The organism is Pseudomonas oryzae, assembly GCF_900104805.1.
GTDB classification, from domain to species: Bacteria; Pseudomonadota; Gammaproteobacteria; order Pseudomonadales; family Pseudomonadaceae; genus Geopseudomonas; species Geopseudomonas oryzae.
Genome location: NZ_LT629751.1, coordinates 116563 through 133137, shown reverse-complemented (window position 1 = coordinate 133137; position 16575 = coordinate 116563). Strand labels below are relative to the sequence as shown.

General features: G+C 66.3%; 21 protein-coding genes. 5 read left to right on the top strand and 16 right to left on the bottom strand.

Annotated elements, in window-relative coordinates; translation table 11 throughout:
• Positions 1 to 88 precede the first annotated feature (88 nt).
• Genes BLT78_RS00690 through BLT78_RS00675 form a run of 4 tightly spaced genes read left to right on the top strand, consistent with a single transcriptional unit; the run spans position 89 to position 3417 of the window.
• Positions 89 to 1897 carry a penicillin-binding protein activator gene (locus BLT78_RS00690; RefSeq protein WP_090347142.1) on the top strand — a complete coding sequence of 603 codons (1809 nt, stop codon included), beginning with the start codon at positions 89 to 91 and terminating at the stop codon, positions 1895 to 1897.
• The gene (locus BLT78_RS00685) at positions 1894 to 2268 is read left to right on the top strand and encodes a YraN family protein (protein WP_090347141.1); all 375 of its coding nucleotides are present in this window, start codon (positions 1894 to 1896) and stop codon (positions 2266 to 2268) included. Before BLT78_RS00690 ends, BLT78_RS00685 begins: the two co-directional genes overlap by 4 nt.
• Positions 2269 to 2293: 25 nt before the next feature.
• Positions 2294 to 2887 (top strand): phosphoheptose isomerase, encoded by a 594-nt coding sequence (locus BLT78_RS00680; protein ID WP_090347140.1) that lies wholly within the window; start codon positions 2294 to 2296, stop codon positions 2885 to 2887.
• Complete coding sequence (locus BLT78_RS00675; protein WP_090347139.1) at positions 2884 to 3417, top strand: BON domain-containing protein; 534 nt, start codon at positions 2884 to 2886, stop codon at positions 3415 to 3417. The genes BLT78_RS00680 and BLT78_RS00675 overlap by 4 nt, the downstream gene beginning before the upstream one ends.
• Before the next feature lie 71 nt (positions 3418 to 3488).
• On the opposite strand, the gene BLT78_RS00670 is transcribed toward BLT78_RS00675, so the two are convergent.
• From BLT78_RS00670 to BLT78_RS00620, 11 genes are all read right to left on the bottom strand, one after another.
• Positions 3489 to 3887, bottom strand: coding sequence for a ClpXP protease specificity-enhancing factor (locus BLT78_RS00670; protein WP_090347138.1), 399 nt, complete (start codon positions 3885 to 3887; stop codon positions 3489 to 3491).
• Positions 3888 to 3900: 13 nt separating this feature from the next.
• A complete protein-coding gene (locus BLT78_RS00665; RefSeq protein ID WP_090347137.1) occupies positions 3901 to 4518 on the bottom strand; it encodes a glutathione S-transferase N-terminal domain-containing protein in 618 nt (205 codons plus the stop codon).
• An 86-nt stretch (positions 4519 to 4604) separates the two neighbouring features.
• The gene (locus BLT78_RS00660) at positions 4605 to 5384 is read right to left on the bottom strand and encodes a cytochrome c1 (protein WP_090347136.1); all 780 of its coding nucleotides are present in this window, start codon (positions 5382 to 5384) and stop codon (positions 4605 to 4607) included.
• Entirely contained in the window at positions 5384 to 6595 is a 1212-nt protein-coding gene (locus tag BLT78_RS00655) for a cytochrome b (RefSeq protein WP_090347135.1), read from the bottom strand. Before BLT78_RS00655 ends, BLT78_RS00660 begins: the two co-directional genes overlap by 1 nt.
• The gene (gene petA / locus BLT78_RS00650; RefSeq protein WP_090347134.1) at positions 6595 to 7188 is read right to left on the bottom strand and encodes a ubiquinol-cytochrome c reductase iron-sulfur subunit; all 594 of its coding nucleotides are present in this window, start codon (positions 7186 to 7188) and stop codon (positions 6595 to 6597) included. Before petA ends, BLT78_RS00655 begins: the two co-directional genes overlap by 1 nt.
• Positions 7189 to 7440: 252 nt before the next feature.
• Positions 7441 to 7833 carry a 30S ribosomal protein S9 gene (gene rpsI / locus BLT78_RS00645; protein ID WP_090211329.1) on the bottom strand — a complete coding sequence of 131 codons (393 nt, stop codon included), beginning with the start codon at positions 7831 to 7833 and terminating at the stop codon, positions 7441 to 7443.
• A 15-nt stretch (positions 7834 to 7848) separates the two neighbouring features.
• Complete coding sequence (rplM, locus tag BLT78_RS00640) at positions 7849 to 8277, bottom strand: 50S ribosomal protein L13 (RefSeq protein WP_090347133.1); 429 nt, start codon at positions 8275 to 8277, stop codon at positions 7849 to 7851.
• Between the two features lie 253 nt (positions 8278 to 8530).
• A complete protein-coding gene (locus BLT78_RS00635) occupies positions 8531 to 9352 on the bottom strand; it encodes a M48 family metallopeptidase (protein ID WP_090347132.1) in 822 nt (273 codons plus the stop codon).
• A gap of 76 nt (positions 9353 to 9428) precedes the next feature.
• Complete coding sequence (locus tag BLT78_RS00630) at positions 9429 to 10046, bottom strand: SOS response-associated peptidase (RefSeq protein ID WP_090347131.1); 618 nt, start codon at positions 10044 to 10046, stop codon at positions 9429 to 9431.
• Positions 10047 to 10077: 31 nt separating this feature from the next.
• Positions 10078 to 10353, bottom strand: coding sequence for a putative signal transducing protein (locus BLT78_RS00625; protein WP_090347130.1), 276 nt, complete (start codon positions 10351 to 10353; stop codon positions 10078 to 10080).
• The gene (locus BLT78_RS00620; RefSeq protein ID WP_090347129.1) at positions 10353 to 10535 is read right to left on the bottom strand and encodes a CPXCG motif-containing cysteine-rich protein; all 183 of its coding nucleotides are present in this window, start codon (positions 10533 to 10535) and stop codon (positions 10353 to 10355) included. The genes BLT78_RS00625 and BLT78_RS00620 overlap by 1 nt, the downstream gene beginning before the upstream one ends.
• A gap of 94 nt (positions 10536 to 10629) precedes the next feature.
• Between BLT78_RS00620 and BLT78_RS00615 the strand changes: the two genes are divergently transcribed.
• Complete coding sequence (locus BLT78_RS00615; RefSeq protein ID WP_090347128.1) at positions 10630 to 11790, top strand: 1-acyl-sn-glycerol-3-phosphate acyltransferase; 1161 nt, start codon at positions 10630 to 10632, stop codon at positions 11788 to 11790.
• Positions 11791 to 11838: 48 nt separating this feature from the next.
• Here the strand turns inward: BLT78_RS00615 and BLT78_RS00610 are convergent, their stop codons facing one another.
• From BLT78_RS00610 to BLT78_RS00590, 5 genes are all read right to left on the bottom strand, one after another.
• Complete coding sequence (locus BLT78_RS00610; RefSeq protein ID WP_090347127.1) at positions 11839 to 12144, bottom strand: hypothetical protein; 306 nt, start codon at positions 12142 to 12144, stop codon at positions 11839 to 11841.
• Between the two features lie 243 nt (positions 12145 to 12387).
• Complete coding sequence (locus BLT78_RS00605; RefSeq protein ID WP_090347126.1) at positions 12388 to 12975, bottom strand: YajG family lipoprotein; 588 nt, start codon at positions 12973 to 12975, stop codon at positions 12388 to 12390.
• Between the two features lie 153 nt (positions 12976 to 13128).
• Positions 13129 to 14226 (bottom strand): cell division protein ZapE, encoded by a 1098-nt coding sequence (gene zapE, locus BLT78_RS00600; protein WP_090347125.1) that lies wholly within the window; start codon positions 14224 to 14226, stop codon positions 13129 to 13131.
• 177 nt (positions 14227 to 14403) lie between these two features.
• Positions 14404 to 15750, bottom strand: coding sequence for a tryptophan--tRNA ligase (locus BLT78_RS00595; RefSeq protein ID WP_090352059.1), 1347 nt, complete (start codon positions 15748 to 15750; stop codon positions 14404 to 14406).
• A gap of 23 nt (positions 15751 to 15773) precedes the next feature.
• A complete protein-coding gene (locus BLT78_RS00590; RefSeq protein WP_090347124.1) occupies positions 15774 to 16409 on the bottom strand; it encodes an alpha/beta hydrolase in 636 nt (211 codons plus the stop codon).
• Positions 16410 to 16575: the final 166 nt, after the last annotated feature.

The window sequence follows — 16575 nt, the reverse complement described above, 5'->3', positions numbered from 1 at the left end:
GTACCGGTTTAGCCCAGCCAAGATCGCACCCGCGGCGGGGCTTGGGTACAATTGCCGCCTTTCAAGACTGCGAATCGGAATTCCTCACATGATCGCCAGCCTGCGTCCCCTTTCCGTCCTCTGCCTGGCCAGCCTGCTGTGCGCCTGCGCCGGCCAGCAAGCCGCCCCCGGCCTCGGCGAACTGCCGGGCAAGCCCCAGGCCGGCATCGAACAGCTGCTGCAACAGGCCGCCAAGGGCAAAGCGGAAGACGCCAGCCGGCTGCGCCTGTCCGCGGCCGACCTGGCACTGAGCCAGGGCAACCTGGCGCAGACCCAGCAGATCCTCGACCTGGTCCAGCTGGAAGATCTGCCGCCCGCCCAGCAGATCTTCGCCAGCACCCTCGGCGCCGAACTGGCGATCGCCCGCGCCAAGCCCAAGGCCGCCCTCGCCGCCCTGCAGCACCCGAGCTTCGCCCGCCTCGCCGAACTGCCGGTGCACCAGCAGGTGCGCAGCCAGCTGGCGCGTGCCAATGCCCTGCAGGCCGACGAACAGCTGCTGGCCGCCACCCGCGAGCGGGTGTTCATCGCTCCGCTGCTCAAGGAGCAGGCCGCCGCGAGCAACCACGAGGCGATCTGGACCCTGGTCGCCAGCCTGCCGAGCGGCCAGCTGGAGGCCCCCGCCGGCACCGGCGATGACCTTGCCGGCTGGCTGGAACTGGGCCGCCTGGCGCGCAGCAACGCCACTCCCGCCCAGCAAGTGGCCGCCATCACCGAATGGCAGGCCCAGCACCCGCAGCATCCGGCCGCCCGCCAGCTGCCGCAGCCGCTGGTCCAGCTGCAGGAAATCGCCGCCCGCCCGCTGACCCGCGTGGCGCTGCTGCTGCCGCAACAGGGCCAACTCGCCAGCGTCGCCCAGGCCCTGCGCGACGGCTTCCTCGCTGCCCACTACCAGAGCAACGACCCGGTGCACATCAGCGTGCATGACAGCAGCAACCTGACCGACCTCGACAGCTTCTACCGCCAGGCGCAGGCCGACGGCGTACAGCTGGTGGTCGGCCCGCTGGAAAAGCCGCTGGTCAACCAGCTCAACGGCCGCGCGCAGCTGCCGATCGCCACCCTGGCACTCAACTACAGCGAAAATGGCGGCGAAGGCCCTGCCCAGCTTTTCCAGTTCGGTCTCGCCGCCGAGGACGAGGCCCGCGCAGTCGCCGAACGCGCCTGGAAGGACGGAATGCGCCGCGCTGTGGCCCTGGTTCCCAGCGGCGAGTGGGGCACCCGCGTGCTCAATGCCTTCCGCCAGGACTGGCAGGCGCGCGGTGGCAGCCTGATCGCCGCCGAGCACGTCGACCAGCCAGTGCGCCTGGCCCAGCAGATCGCCGACCTGCTCCAGCTGCGCGCCAGCGAGACACGCGCCAAGCGCCTGGGCGAGACGCTCGGCAGCCCGGTCGAAGCCCAGCCGGCCCGGCGCCAGGACGTCGACTTCGTGTTCCTCGCCGCCACCCCGGCGCAGGCGCGGCAGATCAAGCCGACCCTGGCCTTCCAGTACGCAGGCGACCTGCCGGTGTACGCCACCTCGCACCTGTTCAGCGGCAGCAACGACCCGGCGCAAGACCTCGATCTCGACGGCATCCGCTTCTGCGAGACCCCCTGGCTGCTCGGCGCGACGGATCCGCTGCGCGAGCAGGTGATCGGCCAGTGGCCGGCCGCCGCCGGCAGCCTCGGCCGCCTGTACGCCATGGGCGCCGACGCCTACCGCCTGGCGCCGCGCCTCGGTCAGCTGCAGACCATGCCGAGCACCCGGATCGACGGCCTGTCCGGCAGCCTGCAGCTCGCCCCCGGCCAGCGCATCAGCCGCAGCCTGCCGTGGGCCGAGTACCGCGACGGCCAGCTCTACCGCCTGGAAGCCGCCACCCGGTGAACGAGCGCACGCGCCAGGAGACCGGCCAGGCTGCCGAGGGCTGGGCACTGACCCACCTCGAGGAGCACGGCCTGCGTCTGCTGGCGCGCAACTGGCGCTGCCGGCTCGGCGAGCTTGATCTGGTCATGCTCGACGGCGATACCGTAGTATTCGTGGAAGTGCGTTACCGCCGCCACAGCGCCTGGGGCGGCGCCGAAACCAGTGTCGATGCGCGCAAGCGCACGCGGGTCAGCGTCGCCGCCCAGGTATTCCTGCAACAGCAGCCGCGCTGGGCCAGCCACCCCTGCCGGTTCGACGTGGTCGCGATCGGCCCAGCCGAGCGCAGTTCACCCGCGCAACTGAACTGGATCCGCGGTGCGTTCGACGCCTGAACCGCCGCCCAACCGAAGGTCATCCATGGACATGCAATCCCGTATCCGCCAGCTTTTCCAGGACAGCATCGAAACCAAGCGCCAGGCCATGGAAGTGCTCATCCCGCATATCGAGCAGGCCAGCCAGGTGATGGTCAATGCCCTGCTCAGCGAGGGCAAGATCCTCTCCTGCGGCAACGGCGGCTCCGCCGGCGACGCCCAGCACTTCTCCTCCGAGCTGCTCAACCGCTTCGAGCGCGAGCGCCCGAGCCTGCCGGCGGTGGCGCTGACCACCGACAGCTCGACCATCACCTCGATCGCCAACGACTACAGCTACAACGAGGTGTTCTCCAAGCAGATCCGCGCCCTCGGCCAGCCCGGCGACGTGCTGCTGGCGATCTCCACCAGCGGCAACTCGGGCAACGTGATCCAGGCCATCCAGGCCGCCCATGACCGCGAGATGACCGTGGTGGCGCTGACTGGCCGCGACGGCGGCAACATGGCCTCGCTGCTGCTGCCCGAGGATGTCGAGATCCGCGTGCCGTCGCGCGTCACCGCGCGCATCCAGGAGGTCCACCTGCTGGCCATCCACTGCCTGTGCGACCTGATCGACCGCCAACTGTTCGGGAGTGAAGAATGAAACGTACCCCCCTGTTCCTCGCCGCCCTGGGCCTCAGCCTGTTGCTGGCCGGCTGCGGCGCGCGCAGTCTCGGCAACAAGATCGACGACCAGTTCATTCCCAGCGAAGTGGCCAACGAGATCCGCCGCAGCCACGCCGATCTCAACGACACCACCTCGCACGTCGTGGTGACCAGCTACAACGGTGTGGTCCTGCTCGCCGGCCAGACCCCGCGCGCCGAGCTGAAGAGCCTCGCCGAGCAGGCCGCCCGCCGCGTGCAGAACGTCAAGCAGGTGCACAACCACCTGCAGGTCCTGCCGCCGTCCTCGGCGCTGGCCCGCAGCAGCGACGCCGGCCTGACCACCCGGATCAAGGCCGCCATGCTAGCCGACAACACCGTGCCCGGCTCGAAGATCAAGGTGGTCACCGAGAACGGTATGGTCTACCTGCTCGGCCTGGTCACCCGCGCCGAAGCCAATCGGGCCACCGCCGTGGTCCAGGGCGTGGGCGGCGTGCAGGGCATCGTGCGCCTGTTCGAATACACCGACTGAGCGCCGGCTGCGGACAACAAAAAAGGCGATCCTCGGATCGCCTTTTTTGTTTGTTGTCGCGAACAGCGCGCTTACTTGACCACCTTGAGACTCGGTCGGCCGCTGGGACGCGGCGGCTCGTCGTCGCCCGACGGCCCCTCGTCGGCCGCTTCCGCCTCGGGCTCCTCCAGATCGAAGGCCATGCCCTGGCCGTTCTCGCGCGCATAGATCGCCAGCACCGCGCCGACTGGCACGTACAGGCTCTGCGCCACGCCACCGAAGCGCCCCTCGAAGGTCAGCACCTCGTTGCCCATCTGCAGGTAGCGCACTGCGCTGGGCGAGATATTGAGGACGATCTGGCCGTCCTTGGCGTAGCCAGCCGGCACCCGCGCTCCCGGGTACTCGGCCGCCACCAGGATGTGCGGGGTGCAGTTGTTGTCGACGATCCACTCGTACAGAGCCCGCAGCAGGTAGGGGCGATTCGAATTCATCTCTATGACTCCTTCAGCGCATGGCGCGCTCGATGGCGCTCAGGCTGGCCTGGAAACTGTCGCGCGCGAACAGCCGCTCCATGTAGTCCAGCAGGGGTTTGGCCTGGCGCGGCAGCTCGATGTCGAGTAGCGGCAGACGCCAGAGAATCGGCAGCAGACAGCAATCGACCATGCTGAACTCCTCGCTGAGGAAGAACGGCTTGCCGGCGAACAGCGCCGCCACGCCGATCAGGCTCTCGCGCAGCTCCTTGCGCGCCTGCGCGCGTACCGCTTCGGCGCTGCGCGCATCGAGAATGCGATCGACCAGCACGCACCAGTCACGCTGGATGCGGTGCATCAGCAAGCGGCTGTTGGCACGCGCCACCGGATACACCGGCAACAAAGGCGGATGCGGATAACGCTCGTCCAGATACTCCATCACCACGGACGGCTCGTACAAGGCCAGGTCACGGTCGACCAGGGTCGGCAGGCTCCCGTAAGGGTTGACCTCGACCAACTGTGCGGAGAACTGGCCGGCCGGCACCTCGATGATCTCGGCCCCCACCGCTTTCTCGGCGAGGACGATGCGCACCCGGTGCGAATAGTGATCGGCGGGATCGGAAAAACAGGCCAGGCGATTGAACGCAGCCATGGCTCCCTCCAGACGAGAGATTTCAGGACGGCAGAAACACATGCGCGCCCCGGAGGGCGCGCATGGTTGAGAACGGGAAGGACGGCTTAGTGGACGTCTTTCCAGTACTCACGCTTCAGCAGGTAGGCGAACACGAAGAAGAACGCCAGGAACAGCAGCACGTAGGTACCGATGCGCTGGCTCTCCAGCTTGACCGGGTTGGCCGAGTAGGCCAGGAAGCTGACCAGGTTCTTGACCTTCTCGTCGAACTCGGCCTCGCTCAGCTCACCGGTCTTCGGCACGATGGTCAGCTGGTCGCAGCCTTCCTCGGTCACCGGGGTACCGGTCAGCGGATCGAACACCTTCTTGCCGTGCTCGACCACCTGGACCTGCTTGCAGCCGATGACCTGACGGCCCTGCAGGCTGCTCAGCACGTTGGGCATGCCGACGTTCGGGAACACCTTGTTGTTCACACCATACGGACGCGCCGGGTCTTCATAGAAGGTGCGCAGGTAGGTATACAGCCAGTCGTTGCCACGCACGCGGGCAACCAGGGTCAGGTCCGGCGGCGCGGCGCCGAACCACACCTTGGCGTCCTGCGGCTGCATGCCGGTCTTCATGTGGTCGCCGATCTTGGCGCCGGTGAAGACCAGGTTCTCCATCATCACCTGCTCAGGGATGCCGAGATCCTTGGCCACGCGCTCGTAACGCTGGAACTGGGCGCCGTGGCAACCCATGCAGTAGTTGGCGAAGGTACGCGCGCCATCCTGCAGGGCGGCCTTGTCGGTGAAGTCGACATCGACCTTGTCCAGCGGGTACTCGGTGCTCGCGGCAAAGGAAAAGGCCGGCAGCAGCGCGAAAATCAGTGCAGCAAATTGCTTTTTCATCAGCCAGTCACCCTTTCCGGAACCGGTTTGGTCTTCTCCATCCGGGTGTAGAACGGCATCAGGATGAAGAAGGCGAAGTACAGAATGGTGCAGACCTGGGACAGCAGGGTGCGGCCCGGGGTCGGCGACAGCACGCCCAGCACGCCGAGGATCACGAAGGACACGCAGAACACCAGCAGCCACAGCTTGCTCATCCAGCCCTTGTAGCGCATGGAGCGCACGGGGCTGCGGTCCAGCCACGGCAGGACGAACAGTACGGCGATGGCGGCGCCCATGGCGATCACGCCGAGCAGCTTGTCCGGAACGGCGCGCAGGATGGCGTAGAACGGGGTGAAGTACCACACCGGAGCGATGTGTGCCGGGGTCTTGAACGGGTTCGCGGTCTCGAAGTTCGGCTTCTCGAGGAAGTAGCCACCCATCTCCGGGAAGAAGAAGATCACGGTGCAGAACACGAACAGGAACACCACCACGCCGACGATGTCCTTGACGGTGTAGTAGGGGTGGAACGGAATGCCGTCCAGCGGAATGCCGTTCTCGTCCTTCTTCTTCTTGATGTCGACGCCATCCGGGTTGTTCGAACCCACTTCGTGCAGCGCGATGATGTGCAGCACGACCAGGCCCAGGATGACGATCGGCAGCGCGATCACGTGCAGGGCGAAGAAGCGGTTCAGGGTGATGCCGGAGATCAGGTAGTCACCACGGATCCACTGGGTCAGGTCGGCACCGATCACCGGGATCGCACCGAACAGCGAGATGATCACCTGGGCGCCCCAGTAGGACATCTGGCCCCACGGCAGCAGGTAGCCCATGAAGGCCTCGGCCATCAGCGCCAGGTAGATCAGCATGCCGAAGATCCACACCAGCTCGCGCGGCTTCTGGTAGGAGCCGTACATCAGGCCGCGGAACATGTGCAGATACACCACCACGAAGAACGCCGAAGCGCCGGTGGAGTGCATGTAGCGCAGGATCCAGCCGTACTCCACATCGCGCATGATGTATTCGACGGAGGCGAAGGCGCCTTCGGCGGACGGCTCGAAGCTCATGGTCAGCCAGATGCCGGTGAGGATCTGGTTGACCAGCACCAGCAGTGCCAGGGAGCCGAAGAAGTACCAGAAGTTGAAGTTCTTCGGAGCGTAGTACTTGCTCAGATGATCTTCCCACATCTTGGTGGCGGGGAAGCGGGCGTCAACCCATTCCATGAATTTGCTCATCAGGCTTTCTCCTGATCCACGCCGATGATGATGACTTCATCGGTCTCGAAGGTGTACGGCGGCACCGGCAGGTTCAGCGGCGCCGGCTGTGCCTTGTACACGCGACCGGCCAGGTCGTAGCGGGAACCGTGGCAGGGGCAGAAGTAGCCGCCCACCCAGTCGGCACCCAGGTCAGCCGGGGCGACTTCGGGACGGAAGGACGGCGCGCAACCCAGGTGGGTGCACAGGCCTTCGACGACCAGCAGCTCGGGCTTGATCGAGCGGACCTTGGGATCCACATAGGTCGGTTGTACGGAAGCCTTGGACTCCGGATCCGCCATGGAACCCTCGATCTTGGCCAGGTTGGCCAGGATCTCGTCGGTGCGGCGCACGATGAACACCGGCTTGCCGCGCCATTCAGCAACGATCTGCTGACCCGGCTCGATCTTCGCCACGTTCACCTTGACCGGGGCACCGGCTGCCTTGGCCTTGGCACTGGGGAACCATGACCCCACGAACGGGACCGCAGCACCGACAGCTCCAGCCGCCCCCACCACCGAGGTGGCAGCGACGAGGAACCGACGCCGGCCCACATTCACGCCGTCATTACTCATTCAGTCGTCTCCCATCAGCTTTCTGTGACCTGCTGGGGCAGGCACACTCTAGTTAAAACCAGCTGCGCAAAAAATCCGCCAGATGGTAAAGAAAAGCCCCTGTGCTGACAAGGTAATAACTGGCAACAAATACCGGCAAACCCTTACCGCACAAGGCTTTTCGAGCTGCGACAGACTGTCGCAGCCGAATCGCGCCCATAAAAAAACGCCCAGATTCCAAAGGAGTCTGGGCGTTTTTCGCAAGCGCGGGAATTAACGCTTGGAGTACTGCGGACGCTTGCGCGCCTTGCGCAGACCGATCTTCTTACGCTCGACTTCACGGGCGTCGCGAGTGACGTAGCCGGCCTTGCGCAGCGGGCTGCGCAGGGTTTCGTCGTACTCGATCAGAGCGCGGGTGATGCCGTGACGGATCGCACCGGCCTGGCCGCTGACGCCGCCACCGGCAACGGTGACGTAGACGTCGAACTTCTCGACGTTCTCGGTCAGCTCGAGCGGCTGGCGAACCACCATGCGAGCGGTCTCGCGGCCGAAGAACTGCTCCAGGCTGCGATTGTTGATGGAGATCTTGCCAGTGCCCGGACGCAGGAATACACGCGCGGTAGCGGTCTTGCGACGGCCGGTGCCGTAGTTTTGAGTCGCCGACATATTGAGCCTATTCCGTTAAATCTTCAGTTCTTGGGGCTGCTGAGCGGTGTGCGGGTGGCTGGCACCGGCATACACTTTCAGCTTGCGATACATGTCGCGACCCAGCGGGTTCTTCGGCAGCATGCCTTTGACTGCGGTCTCGATCACGCGCTCGGGCGCCTTGGCGATCAGCTTCTCGAAGCTGATCGACTTGATGCCACCCGGGAAACCGGAGTGATGGTAGTACATCTTGTCGGAGCTCTTGGCACCGGTCACACGCACCTGCTCGGCGTTGATCACGACGATGTAGTCGCCGGTATCGACGTGCGGAGTGTACTCAGGCTTGTGCTTGCCACGCAGGCGGCTGGCGATTTCAGTGGCCAGACGACCCAGGGTCTGGCCAGCAGCGTCGACGACGTACCAGTCGCGCTTAACGGTTTCCGGTTTCGCAGAGAAAGTTTTCATTCGTTATAGCCTCAGAGGCCACCCAAAAAATTGAGCGGCGAATCTTACTGGACAGTTCTTGCCTCTTTCAAGGCAACGGCAGCCTCTGCAGACACTAATCGGGGGCTCGGGTCAGTGCGTCTGCTTCAGCAAAATCGGCGGGCCAGGCATTCCCACCGAGCAGGACGGGCTAGGCATCCCCCGTCACGAAAGCTGGCGAATTTTACCGATTCGCACGAAAAACACAAGCCGCAATCGCAGCCTTCTCCTGCCTTCAGCGCTGCCCCCTCGCCTGCTGGTACAGCGGCATGACGCGCGGGATGGCCGCCTTGAGGTTGGCGACGCGGGTGGAGGACGACGGGTGGGTACTCATGAACTCCGGTGGCGCACCATTGCCGGCCCGGCTCATCTTGTTCCACAGGGTGATCGCCGCGTTGGGATCGTAGCCGGCCCGCGCCGCCAGCTCGAGACCGATCAGGTCGGCCTCGTTCTCGTTGCCACGGCTGTTGGGCAGGGTCATGCCGTACTGCAGCGCGGCCCCGGTCAGCTCGCTGCCGACCTGCCCCAGGCCCAGCAGCGTCGCGGCGCTCTGCTTGGCGATCTCGGCGCCGTAGGCCTTGGACATGGCCTCGCGACTGTGCTCGCGCAAGGCATGGGCGATCTCGTGTCCCAGCACCGCGGCCAGTTCGTCGTCGGTGAGGTTCAGCTTCTGGATCAGGCCGCTGTAGACGATGACCTTGCCGCCCGGGCCGACGTTAGCGTTCAGCTCGTCGCTGGCGATCACATTGGTTTCCCAGTTCCAGCGCACCGCATCGGGGCGGAACACCGGCGTCTGCGCGATCAGCCGGCGGGTGACGTTGTTCACCCGCTGCGCCAGAGCGCTGCTGCGATCCAGCTTGCCGGCACTGGCCGCCTCGCTCAGGGTCTGCTGGTAGGACTGGGCATACATCTGGTTCAGCTGCTCACTGGAGAGCATGCTGAACATGTACTGCTGGCGGTTGACGCCGACCGCCCCGCCACTGGTGGTATTCACTGACTGACAGCCGGCCAGCAGCAGGGCAACGGCCACCCCGGCCAGGCGAAACACGGACCTCATCAACGTCACTCCCCAAAGCACAAGGCCATCATCGTAGGCCCCGACCACGAATCAGACAATCCGCGCCTCGCGGAGTTCAGGCCGGCGTCAGGCACTGCGGTCCTTCCTCGGCGGGACTGTTGCCCAGCCCGGCGAGCAGGCGCTCGCGCAGCGCCAGGGGCGACGCCGCCAGCAGAGCCTGCAACCGATCGGACGGGGTCTGCGGATCCAGCCATAGCGCCTCCCTCTCGGCATCCAGGAGCAGCGGCCGCCGCTGCGCTCCCGCAGCCACCGTGACCACAGCAGCGCTCAGGTACACCCGCCCACCCACCGGATAGGCCTCCCACAGCGCCGCCAGCGCCAGTTGCGGATGCTCGGCGCAACTCATCCAGTACGGACGCCGACGCGCGCCCCGCCACTCGTAGAAACCGTTGGCGGGCAGCACCCCGCGGCGCTGGACGAACGCCTCGCGAAACAGCGGCTGCTCGGCGATGGTCTCCGCACGCGCCTGCGCCGGCGCCCGCGACAGGTCGGCGAGCCAGGCCGGGGTCAGCCCCCAGTGCACCAGGCCCGCCTCGCGTCCCTGCTCGCCCGCCCGCACCAGCAGCACCTGCTGCCCCGGGGCGACGTTCCAGCGCGGCTCGAGCCGGTCCGGAAACCCGGGCAACGCGGCGAGCGCCGGCGACCAGCGAAACAGGGCGAAACGTCCACACATGGCAAGCCTACCGGGAGCGAGAAAGGAAAGATCAGCAGAGCAGCACGTCGGGCTGACTGCCGGAAGCATCGCCCTCGCCGGGCTCGGCCGGCAACGGCAGGGCGGCATTGTACTCGGCTATCAACCGACGGGCGCGTTGCGCGTCCTCATCGGCCACCAGGATGGCCAGCAGGCCGGCCAGCGGCAGCTCGCCCTGCGCACCCAGCAGGTGCTCGCCGAGCAGATGGGCGCGGATCCCCTCGCTGGCCAGCATGCGCACCAGCAGCTCACCTTCGCCCAGCGCCAGCGGCTCATGGACACGCTGCATCAGTCGTCCTCCCGACGCACCTCGAGGGTCCAGGCCACGCCGTCGGTGCGCAGATCGAAGAGAATCGGCCGGCAGCATACCGGACAGTCCTCGATGTACTGCTGGTCGCCCGCGGACAGATCGAGCGCCGCCTCGGCCGGCTCACCGCACCAGGGACAGCTGTAGGAGTCGAATTCCAGCACGACGCCTCCGGTTACTTCTTGTTTATAATTGGTGCCCCACCGGGCGGGGCACTGCCTGCCGCCGCACACCTCATTCCCTGTTCAAGAGACCCCCATGGCCGAGTTCGAAGCCATCCGCCCCTACGCCGACGCGGAAGTCAAACCCGTCCTTGAGCGCCTGCTCGCCGACGACGCCTTCCTCGCCACGCTCACCCGCTATCGCTTCCCCCGTCTGGCCGGCCCGCTCGGCTGGCTGCTCAAGCCGGTCATCGCGCATTACCTGCGCCGAGAGATCCAGGGGGTCGACAGCGTGGCCAAGCTGCAGGACAAGATCGAACCCTACGTCGACCGCAGCATCGAGAAGGCCAGCGACGGCATCAGCTACTCGGGCCTCGAGCACCTGCAGAAGGGCCGCGCCTATCTGTTCCTGGCCAACCACCGCGATATCGTGATGGACCCGGCCTTTACCAACTATGCGCTATACCACGCCGGCATGCCCACCCCGCGCATCGCCATCGGCGACAACCTGCTGCAGAAACCCTTCGTCAGCGATCTGATGCGGCTGAACAAGAGCTTCATCGTGCACCGCTCGCTGACCGGTCGACGCGAGAAGCTGGCGGCGTACCAGACCCTGTCCGCCTACATCAACCATTCGATCCGCCACGATGGCGAGTCGATCTGGATCGCCCAGGCCGAGGGACGCGCCAAGGACGGTGACGACCGCACCGACTCGGCGATCCTCAAGATGTTCCACATGAGCCGCAAGGACGAAGGGTTCGCCGAGGTGCTGCGCGACCTGCATCTGGTGCCGGTGTCGATCAGCTACGAATACGACCCCTGCGACCTGGCCAAGGCCCGCGAGCTGTTCGTGCGCGCCACCACCGGCAGCTACACCAAGGCGCCGGGCGAGGATGACGCCAGCATCGCCCTGGGCATCACCGGCTACAAGGGGCGCGTGCACATCGGCTTCACCCCGGAGGTGAGCGCCCCGGATACCGACCCCAAGCAGCTGGCCCTGAGCATCGACCAGGCGATTCTCGGCAATTACCGACTGTTCCCGGTGCACTACCTGGCCTATGCGATGTGGGAAGAGCGCGAGGCGCAGCTGGCGGTGCCAGCGGCCAGTGATGTGTTCGGCGCCGAGGAACTGGCCCGCGCCGAAGCGGAATGGCAGCGGCGCCTGGACGCCTGCCCGGCGGAGCACCGCCCGTACCTGATCATGCAGTACGCCAATCCGGTGCGGAACCAGTACCGCAGCCGCGCCGGCCTGCTGTAAGCGCGAGCAAAGCTTGCCAGCGGCGGGAGCGGCGCCGCTGGCCGATACTCAGAGAGCGCTGACCGGCTGCAGGGTGGTGCTCAGCCAGGACAGCAGCAGCGCCGCCAGCAGGCTCAGGCTGCCGAAGCGGTAGAAGAAGCGGTTGAGCCGCTCGACCTGGGCGTCCCCACCGACCGCCTCCTCATCCAGGGTACTCAGCTCGCCGTCCAGCAGCAGGCGGGCGGCCGCCCGCTGCTCGCGACGCCGGGTGGCCAGCAACAGCCAGCCCCCCGCCAGGGCCAGGAACAGGGCCAGGCCGTTGACCACCTGGGACGGATAGCTCAGACACCACGACCACAACAGCTGCAACGACATCAACGACCTCCCGGCTGGGTGAGGGGACAAGGACAGGCCTTCTACCGGGCAGGGCCGACAGAGAGACTCGGCTCTCGACGAAAAGGGCAGCGCGCGCAGTCACCTTCCATACAAGAATAGGCCGCAGTCTAGCGCCGGGCCCCGGCGCTGTTCACCGTCTTTCCGACCAGCGCAGCTTCCGCCGGGCAGAAAAAAGGCGGCGGCTACGCCACCGCCTCGTGCATCGCCCGGTTACCGGCGCGCTCACTGGTTGTTGAGCACCTGGCCGATGGTCGGATCCTTGAACACGCGGGTCAGCGCATCGCTGACCACGTCGCTGACCAGCTTGGTATTGGTCTGCTGGTTGGGCGCCATGCCGAAGCGCTGGTTGAGGGTCGCGGCGTAACGGCCGCTGTAACGGCGCGCGCTGTTCTGCACGTCGGCACGGATGCTGGCGCTGATATTGGCTTCGGTGACGTAGCTGCCGTCCTTCGGCGACTGGTACTTCATGTCGGTCACGGTCAGGGTCAGCTGCGGCGCATTGTAGGCGTTGGGCGTCGGCGTGAAGCCGAGCAGGCGCACCGCCGCCTCGGCCTGGCCCTGCAGCTTGGGCAGCAGATCCTGACTGGCCACGCTGATGGTGCTGGTTTCCGGATACAGGCCGCCGCGCGTGCCGAGCACCGGCGAGGGACGGCCGTCGACCACGCGCACGACCACCGGCTGGCCCTGACCGATCGGATTGAGCTGAGCGGTCACCATGGGTTGCAGGCTCAGGTGTTGCGGACTGTGGGCACAACCGACGAGGGTCAGGCAGGCGGCAGCGAGCAGGCCAAGCAGCAGGCGGGGCAGCATGTGGGGTTCTCCGAGCAATGGACGGGAAATGCGCGGCAGTATACCCAGCCGCTCCATTCGCCGCGACGGGCGGCATGTCATTGCGACCTGCCATCGCGCCGCGGGTTCCGTGCCATCAACGACAAGGGCGCCAGCGGCGCCCTTGTCTTGCAGTCACGGCTTGTGCGGCCGGGCGAGGAACTCGTGGGACTGCATCTCCAGCAGACGGCTCAGGGTGCGCTGGAATTCGAACTCCAGGCGACCACCGGTGTACAGGTCCTTCAGCTCCACCTCGGCGGAGATGATCAGCTTGACGTTGCGGTCGTAGAACTCGTCCACCAGGTTGATGAAGCGGCGGGCGATGTCGTCCTTGGTCACGTTCATCTGCTCGACGTTGGCCAGCAGCACGGCGCCGTAGATCTTGCCCAGCTCGATGTAGTCGTTCTGGCTGCGCGGGCCGTCGCACAGCTCGCGGAACTCGAACCAGGCCACGTCGTTGGCAGTCTTGCGGGCGCGGATCTCGCGGTTCTCGATCAGCAGCACCTCGTTCTCCACCACGTGGCAGTTCTCGGTGAGCAGGCTCTTGAAGCTGCGCTCCAGGCTCTGCTCGGCCTCGGCGTCCAACGGGAAGTGGTACAGCTCGGCCTGCTCGAGGGCGCGCAGACGGTAGTCGATGCCGCTGTCGACGTTGACGATCTCGGTGTGCTGCTTGAGCAGGGCGATCGCCGGCAGGAAGCGTGCACGCTGCAGGCCGTCGCGATACAGGCCGTCCGGCACGATGTTGGAGGTGGCCACCAGGCTGACGCCGTTCTTGAACAGCTCGTCGAGCAGGGTGGCGAGGATCATGGCGTCGGTGATGTCGGAAACGAAGAACTCGTCGAAGCAGATCACCCGCGCCTCGTCGGCGAAACGCTTGGCGATGATGGTCAGCGGGTTCTTCTCGCCCTTGAGGGTCTTCATTTCCTCGTGCACGCGCTTCATGAAGCGGTGGAAGTGGGTGCGCATCTTCTGCTTGAACGGCAGCGCATCGAAGAAGGTGTCGACCAGGTAGGTCTTGCCGCGACCGACGCCGCCCCAGAAGTAGATGCCCTTGATCGGCCCCTGCGGCTTCTTGCGTCCGAACAGCTTGCCCAAGAGCCCCGCGTCCTGCTGACCGCCATGCACCAGATCGTCGTACAGGCGCTGCAGGTGACGCACGGCGTTTTCCTGCGCGGCATCGTGGAAGAAGTCGGGACGTTTCAGATCGGCCTGGTAGCGTTCGAGCGGAGTCATGGCGGCGTCGGGGTAGGAAAACGGGGTCGACACTTTAGCGGCGCCCTCGGCTATTGGCAATTTACTCAGATCGTTCAACACGGCCTCCCTCATGCTGGGCTCGAAGCTACGGATGCGCCCCTCCCCGGGCGTACCGGCAAATCCCGGCGGCGGGCTGCCGCCGGGAGAATGGCAAGATCAGTCTTCCTGCGGTGCCAGCGCCTCGCTCAGGCGCGTCATCGCCGCCTCGCGGGTGGCAGCGTCGGCGTAGGCCGGGCTGTGCGCCACCGGCGCATCGTCCAGCCACAGGGCGAAGCCCTCGCCCTCGGCGCGCAGATCCAGCTCGCCGGCCTGCAGGCGCTTGCTCGCGGCACCGGCGCCCTTGCCATCGGCGAAGCTCACCGAGAGCAGCAGCTGGCTGCCGTCGGCGTCCAGCAGGCGGAAACGGAAACTGCCGTCGTCGTCGCGGAAGCTGACGAAGCGCGCGCCCTTGGCGGACTTCTTCTTGCTGCTGGCGGCCACCTGCACCTCGTTGCGGAACGAGCGCAGACCGACCGCTTCGCGCAGTTCGCCGAGGAACGGCGTGGCGGTCTTGCGCGCCTTGGCGGCGCCGGCCAGCAGGATGTCCTCGAGATCGGCCGGGCGGGCGATCAGCGCGTTGTAGCGCTCGCGGGCCTCGCCCAGCTCGGCTTCCAGCAGCGCGGTGAGCTGCTGCTTGGCCTCGCCCCAGGCCAGGCCGCCTTCCAGAGCGGCGCGGAACTCGGCGCTCTGTGCGGGCGTGGCGAAGGCCTGGTACAGGGTGAACAGGTGCGAGCCGTCGGCGTCCTTGGGCTCACCCGGCAGGCGCGAGTCGGTGACGATGCGCGCCACCGCGTCCTTCAGCTGCTTGCTGGTACCGAACAGCGGGATGGTGTTGTCGTAGCTCTTCGACATCTTGCGGCCATCGAGACCCGGCAGGGTCGCCACACTCTCCTCGATCACCGCCTCGGGCAGGGTGAACAGCTCGCGGCCCTGACCGAACAGGTGGTTGAAGCGCTGACCGATGTCGCGCGCCATCTCCACGTGCTGGATCTGGTCGCGGCCGACCGGCACCTTGTGGGCGTTGAACATAAGGATGTCCGCGGCCATCAGCACCGGGTAGCTGAACAGGCCCATGGTCACTCCGGCATCGGGGTCCTCACCAGCCTCGACGTTCTTGTCCACCGAGGCCTTGTAGGCATGCGCGCGGTTGAGCAGGCCCTTGGCCGCCACGCAGGTGAGCAGCCAGGTCAGCTCGGGAATCTCGGGGATGTCCGACTGGCGATAGAAGGTCACCCGCTGCGGGTCCAGGCCGCAGGCCAGCCAGGTGGCGGCGATCTCCAGGCGCGAGCGCTGGATGCGCTGCGGGTCGTCGCACTTGATCAGCGCGTGGTAGTCGGCGAGAAAGTAGAAGGAGTCGGCGTCGCTGGCGCGACTGGCGACGATGGCCGGGCGGATGGCGCCGGCATAGTTGCCCAGGTGCGGGGTGCCGGTGGTGGTGATGCCGGTGAGGATACGGGTGGTCATGGTCGATCGCTTGTCGGACTGCATCAGGATTGGAGGCGCGGCAGCACCAGCTCTTTCAGCTCGGTCAGCTTGCCGTGAAAAAAGTGGCCGCATTCTGCCACTTTGAGCAGCTCATGGGGACGCGGAAGCTGCGCCGACCAGGCGTACACCGCCGCCGGCGTGACCACCTCGTCGTCCTCCGGCTGGATCACGGTGAGCGGGCAATCCTGCGGCAGGCGGCCGTCGACGGCGAAACGCTCGACCGGCGGCGCCAGCATCAGCAGACGCGCGACGGGAACGCCCTGCCCTTCCAGACGGCCACCCAGGCAGGCGGCGACGCTGGCGCCGAAGGAGAAGCCCAGCAGGGTCAACGGCAGCCCGGGGCGCTGCGCGAGCAGCCAGCGCGCGGCGGCCTCGGCATCGTCGATCTCGCCCTCGCCATGGGCGTGCGTGCCGGCGCTCTGGCCGACACCGCGAAAGTTGAAACGCAGGGTGGCGTAGCCGGCATCGCGTGCAGTGCGCTGCAGGGTGGACACCACCTTGTTGTGCATGGTGCCGGCGAACAACGGATGGGGGTGGCAGATCAGCGCCAGACCGCACGCATCGGCACGATCCAGGTACAGCGCCTCGAGGGCGCCGCAGGGCCCGTCGAGCAGCAAAGGGGTTTCAGTCAGTGACACTGGAAAGCTCCGTGACCCCGGACGGGGGAGACTCGTCTCTAATGCCAGTGCTATACAGCGCCGGCCTGAGCCGTTAACGTAATGCAAATCGTGCGACACGAATACTCGTGTCGCGCCTTGGTGGTAGCTGGCCGTGACGCCAAAACCTTTTGTTATCAAAGGGTTG

What these genes read in the sequence shown, in the direction of transcription:
- BLT78_RS00690 (WP_090347142.1), top strand. Translation starts at nt 89, where the DNA reads ATGATCGCCAGCCTGCGTCCCCTTTCCGTCCTCTGCCTGGCCAGCCTG.
- BLT78_RS00680 (WP_090347140.1), top strand. Translation starts at nt 2,294, where the DNA reads ATGGACATGCAATCCCGTATCCGCCAGCTTTTCCAGGACAGCATCGAA.
- BLT78_RS00675 (WP_090347139.1), top strand. Translation starts at nt 2,884, where the DNA reads ATGAAACGTACCCCCCTGTTCCTCGCCGCCCTGGGCCTCAGCCTGTTG.
- BLT78_RS00670 (WP_090347138.1), bottom strand. Translation starts at nt 3,887, where the DNA reads ATGAATTCGAATCGCCCCTACCTGCTGCGGGCTCTGTACGAGTGGATC.
- BLT78_RS00665 (WP_090347137.1), bottom strand. Translation starts at nt 4,518, where the DNA reads ATGGCTGCGTTCAATCGCCTGGCCTGTTTTTCCGATCCCGCCGATCAC.
- BLT78_RS00660 (WP_090347136.1), bottom strand. Translation starts at nt 5,384, where the DNA reads ATGAAAAAGCAATTTGCTGCACTGATTTTCGCGCTGCTGCCGGCCTTT.
- BLT78_RS00655 (WP_090347135.1), bottom strand. Translation starts at nt 6,595, where the DNA reads ATGAGCAAATTCATGGAATGGGTTGACGCCCGCTTCCCCGCCACCAAG.
- petA (WP_090347134.1), bottom strand. Translation starts at nt 7,188, where the DNA reads ATGAGTAATGACGGCGTGAATGTGGGCCGGCGTCGGTTCCTCGTCGCT.
- rpsI (WP_090211329.1), bottom strand. Translation starts at nt 7,833, where the DNA reads ATGTCGGCGACTCAAAACTACGGCACCGGCCGTCGCAAGACCGCTACC.
- rplM (WP_090347133.1), bottom strand. Translation starts at nt 8,277, where the DNA reads ATGAAAACTTTCTCTGCGAAACCGGAAACCGTTAAGCGCGACTGGTAC.
- BLT78_RS00635 (WP_090347132.1), bottom strand. Translation starts at nt 9,352, where the DNA reads ATGAGGTCCGTGTTTCGCCTGGCCGGGGTGGCCGTTGCCCTGCTGCTG.
- BLT78_RS00630 (WP_090347131.1), bottom strand. Translation starts at nt 10,046, where the DNA reads ATGTGTGGACGTTTCGCCCTGTTTCGCTGGTCGCCGGCGCTCGCCGCG.
- BLT78_RS00625 (WP_090347130.1), bottom strand. Translation starts at nt 10,353, where the DNA reads ATGCAGCGTGTCCATGAGCCGCTGGCGCTGGGCGAAGGTGAGCTGCTG.
- BLT78_RS00615 (WP_090347128.1), top strand. Translation starts at nt 10,630, where the DNA reads ATGGCCGAGTTCGAAGCCATCCGCCCCTACGCCGACGCGGAAGTCAAA.
- BLT78_RS00610 (WP_090347127.1), bottom strand. Translation starts at nt 12,144, where the DNA reads ATGTCGTTGCAGCTGTTGTGGTCGTGGTGTCTGAGCTATCCGTCCCAG.
- BLT78_RS00605 (WP_090347126.1), bottom strand. Translation starts at nt 12,975, where the DNA reads ATGCTGCCCCGCCTGCTGCTTGGCCTGCTCGCTGCCGCCTGCCTGACC.
- zapE (WP_090347125.1), bottom strand. Translation starts at nt 14,226, where the DNA reads ATGACTCCGCTCGAACGCTACCAGGCCGATCTGAAACGTCCCGACTTC.
- BLT78_RS00595 (WP_090352059.1), bottom strand. Translation starts at nt 15,750, where the DNA reads ATGACCACCCGTATCCTCACCGGCATCACCACCACCGGCACCCCGCAC.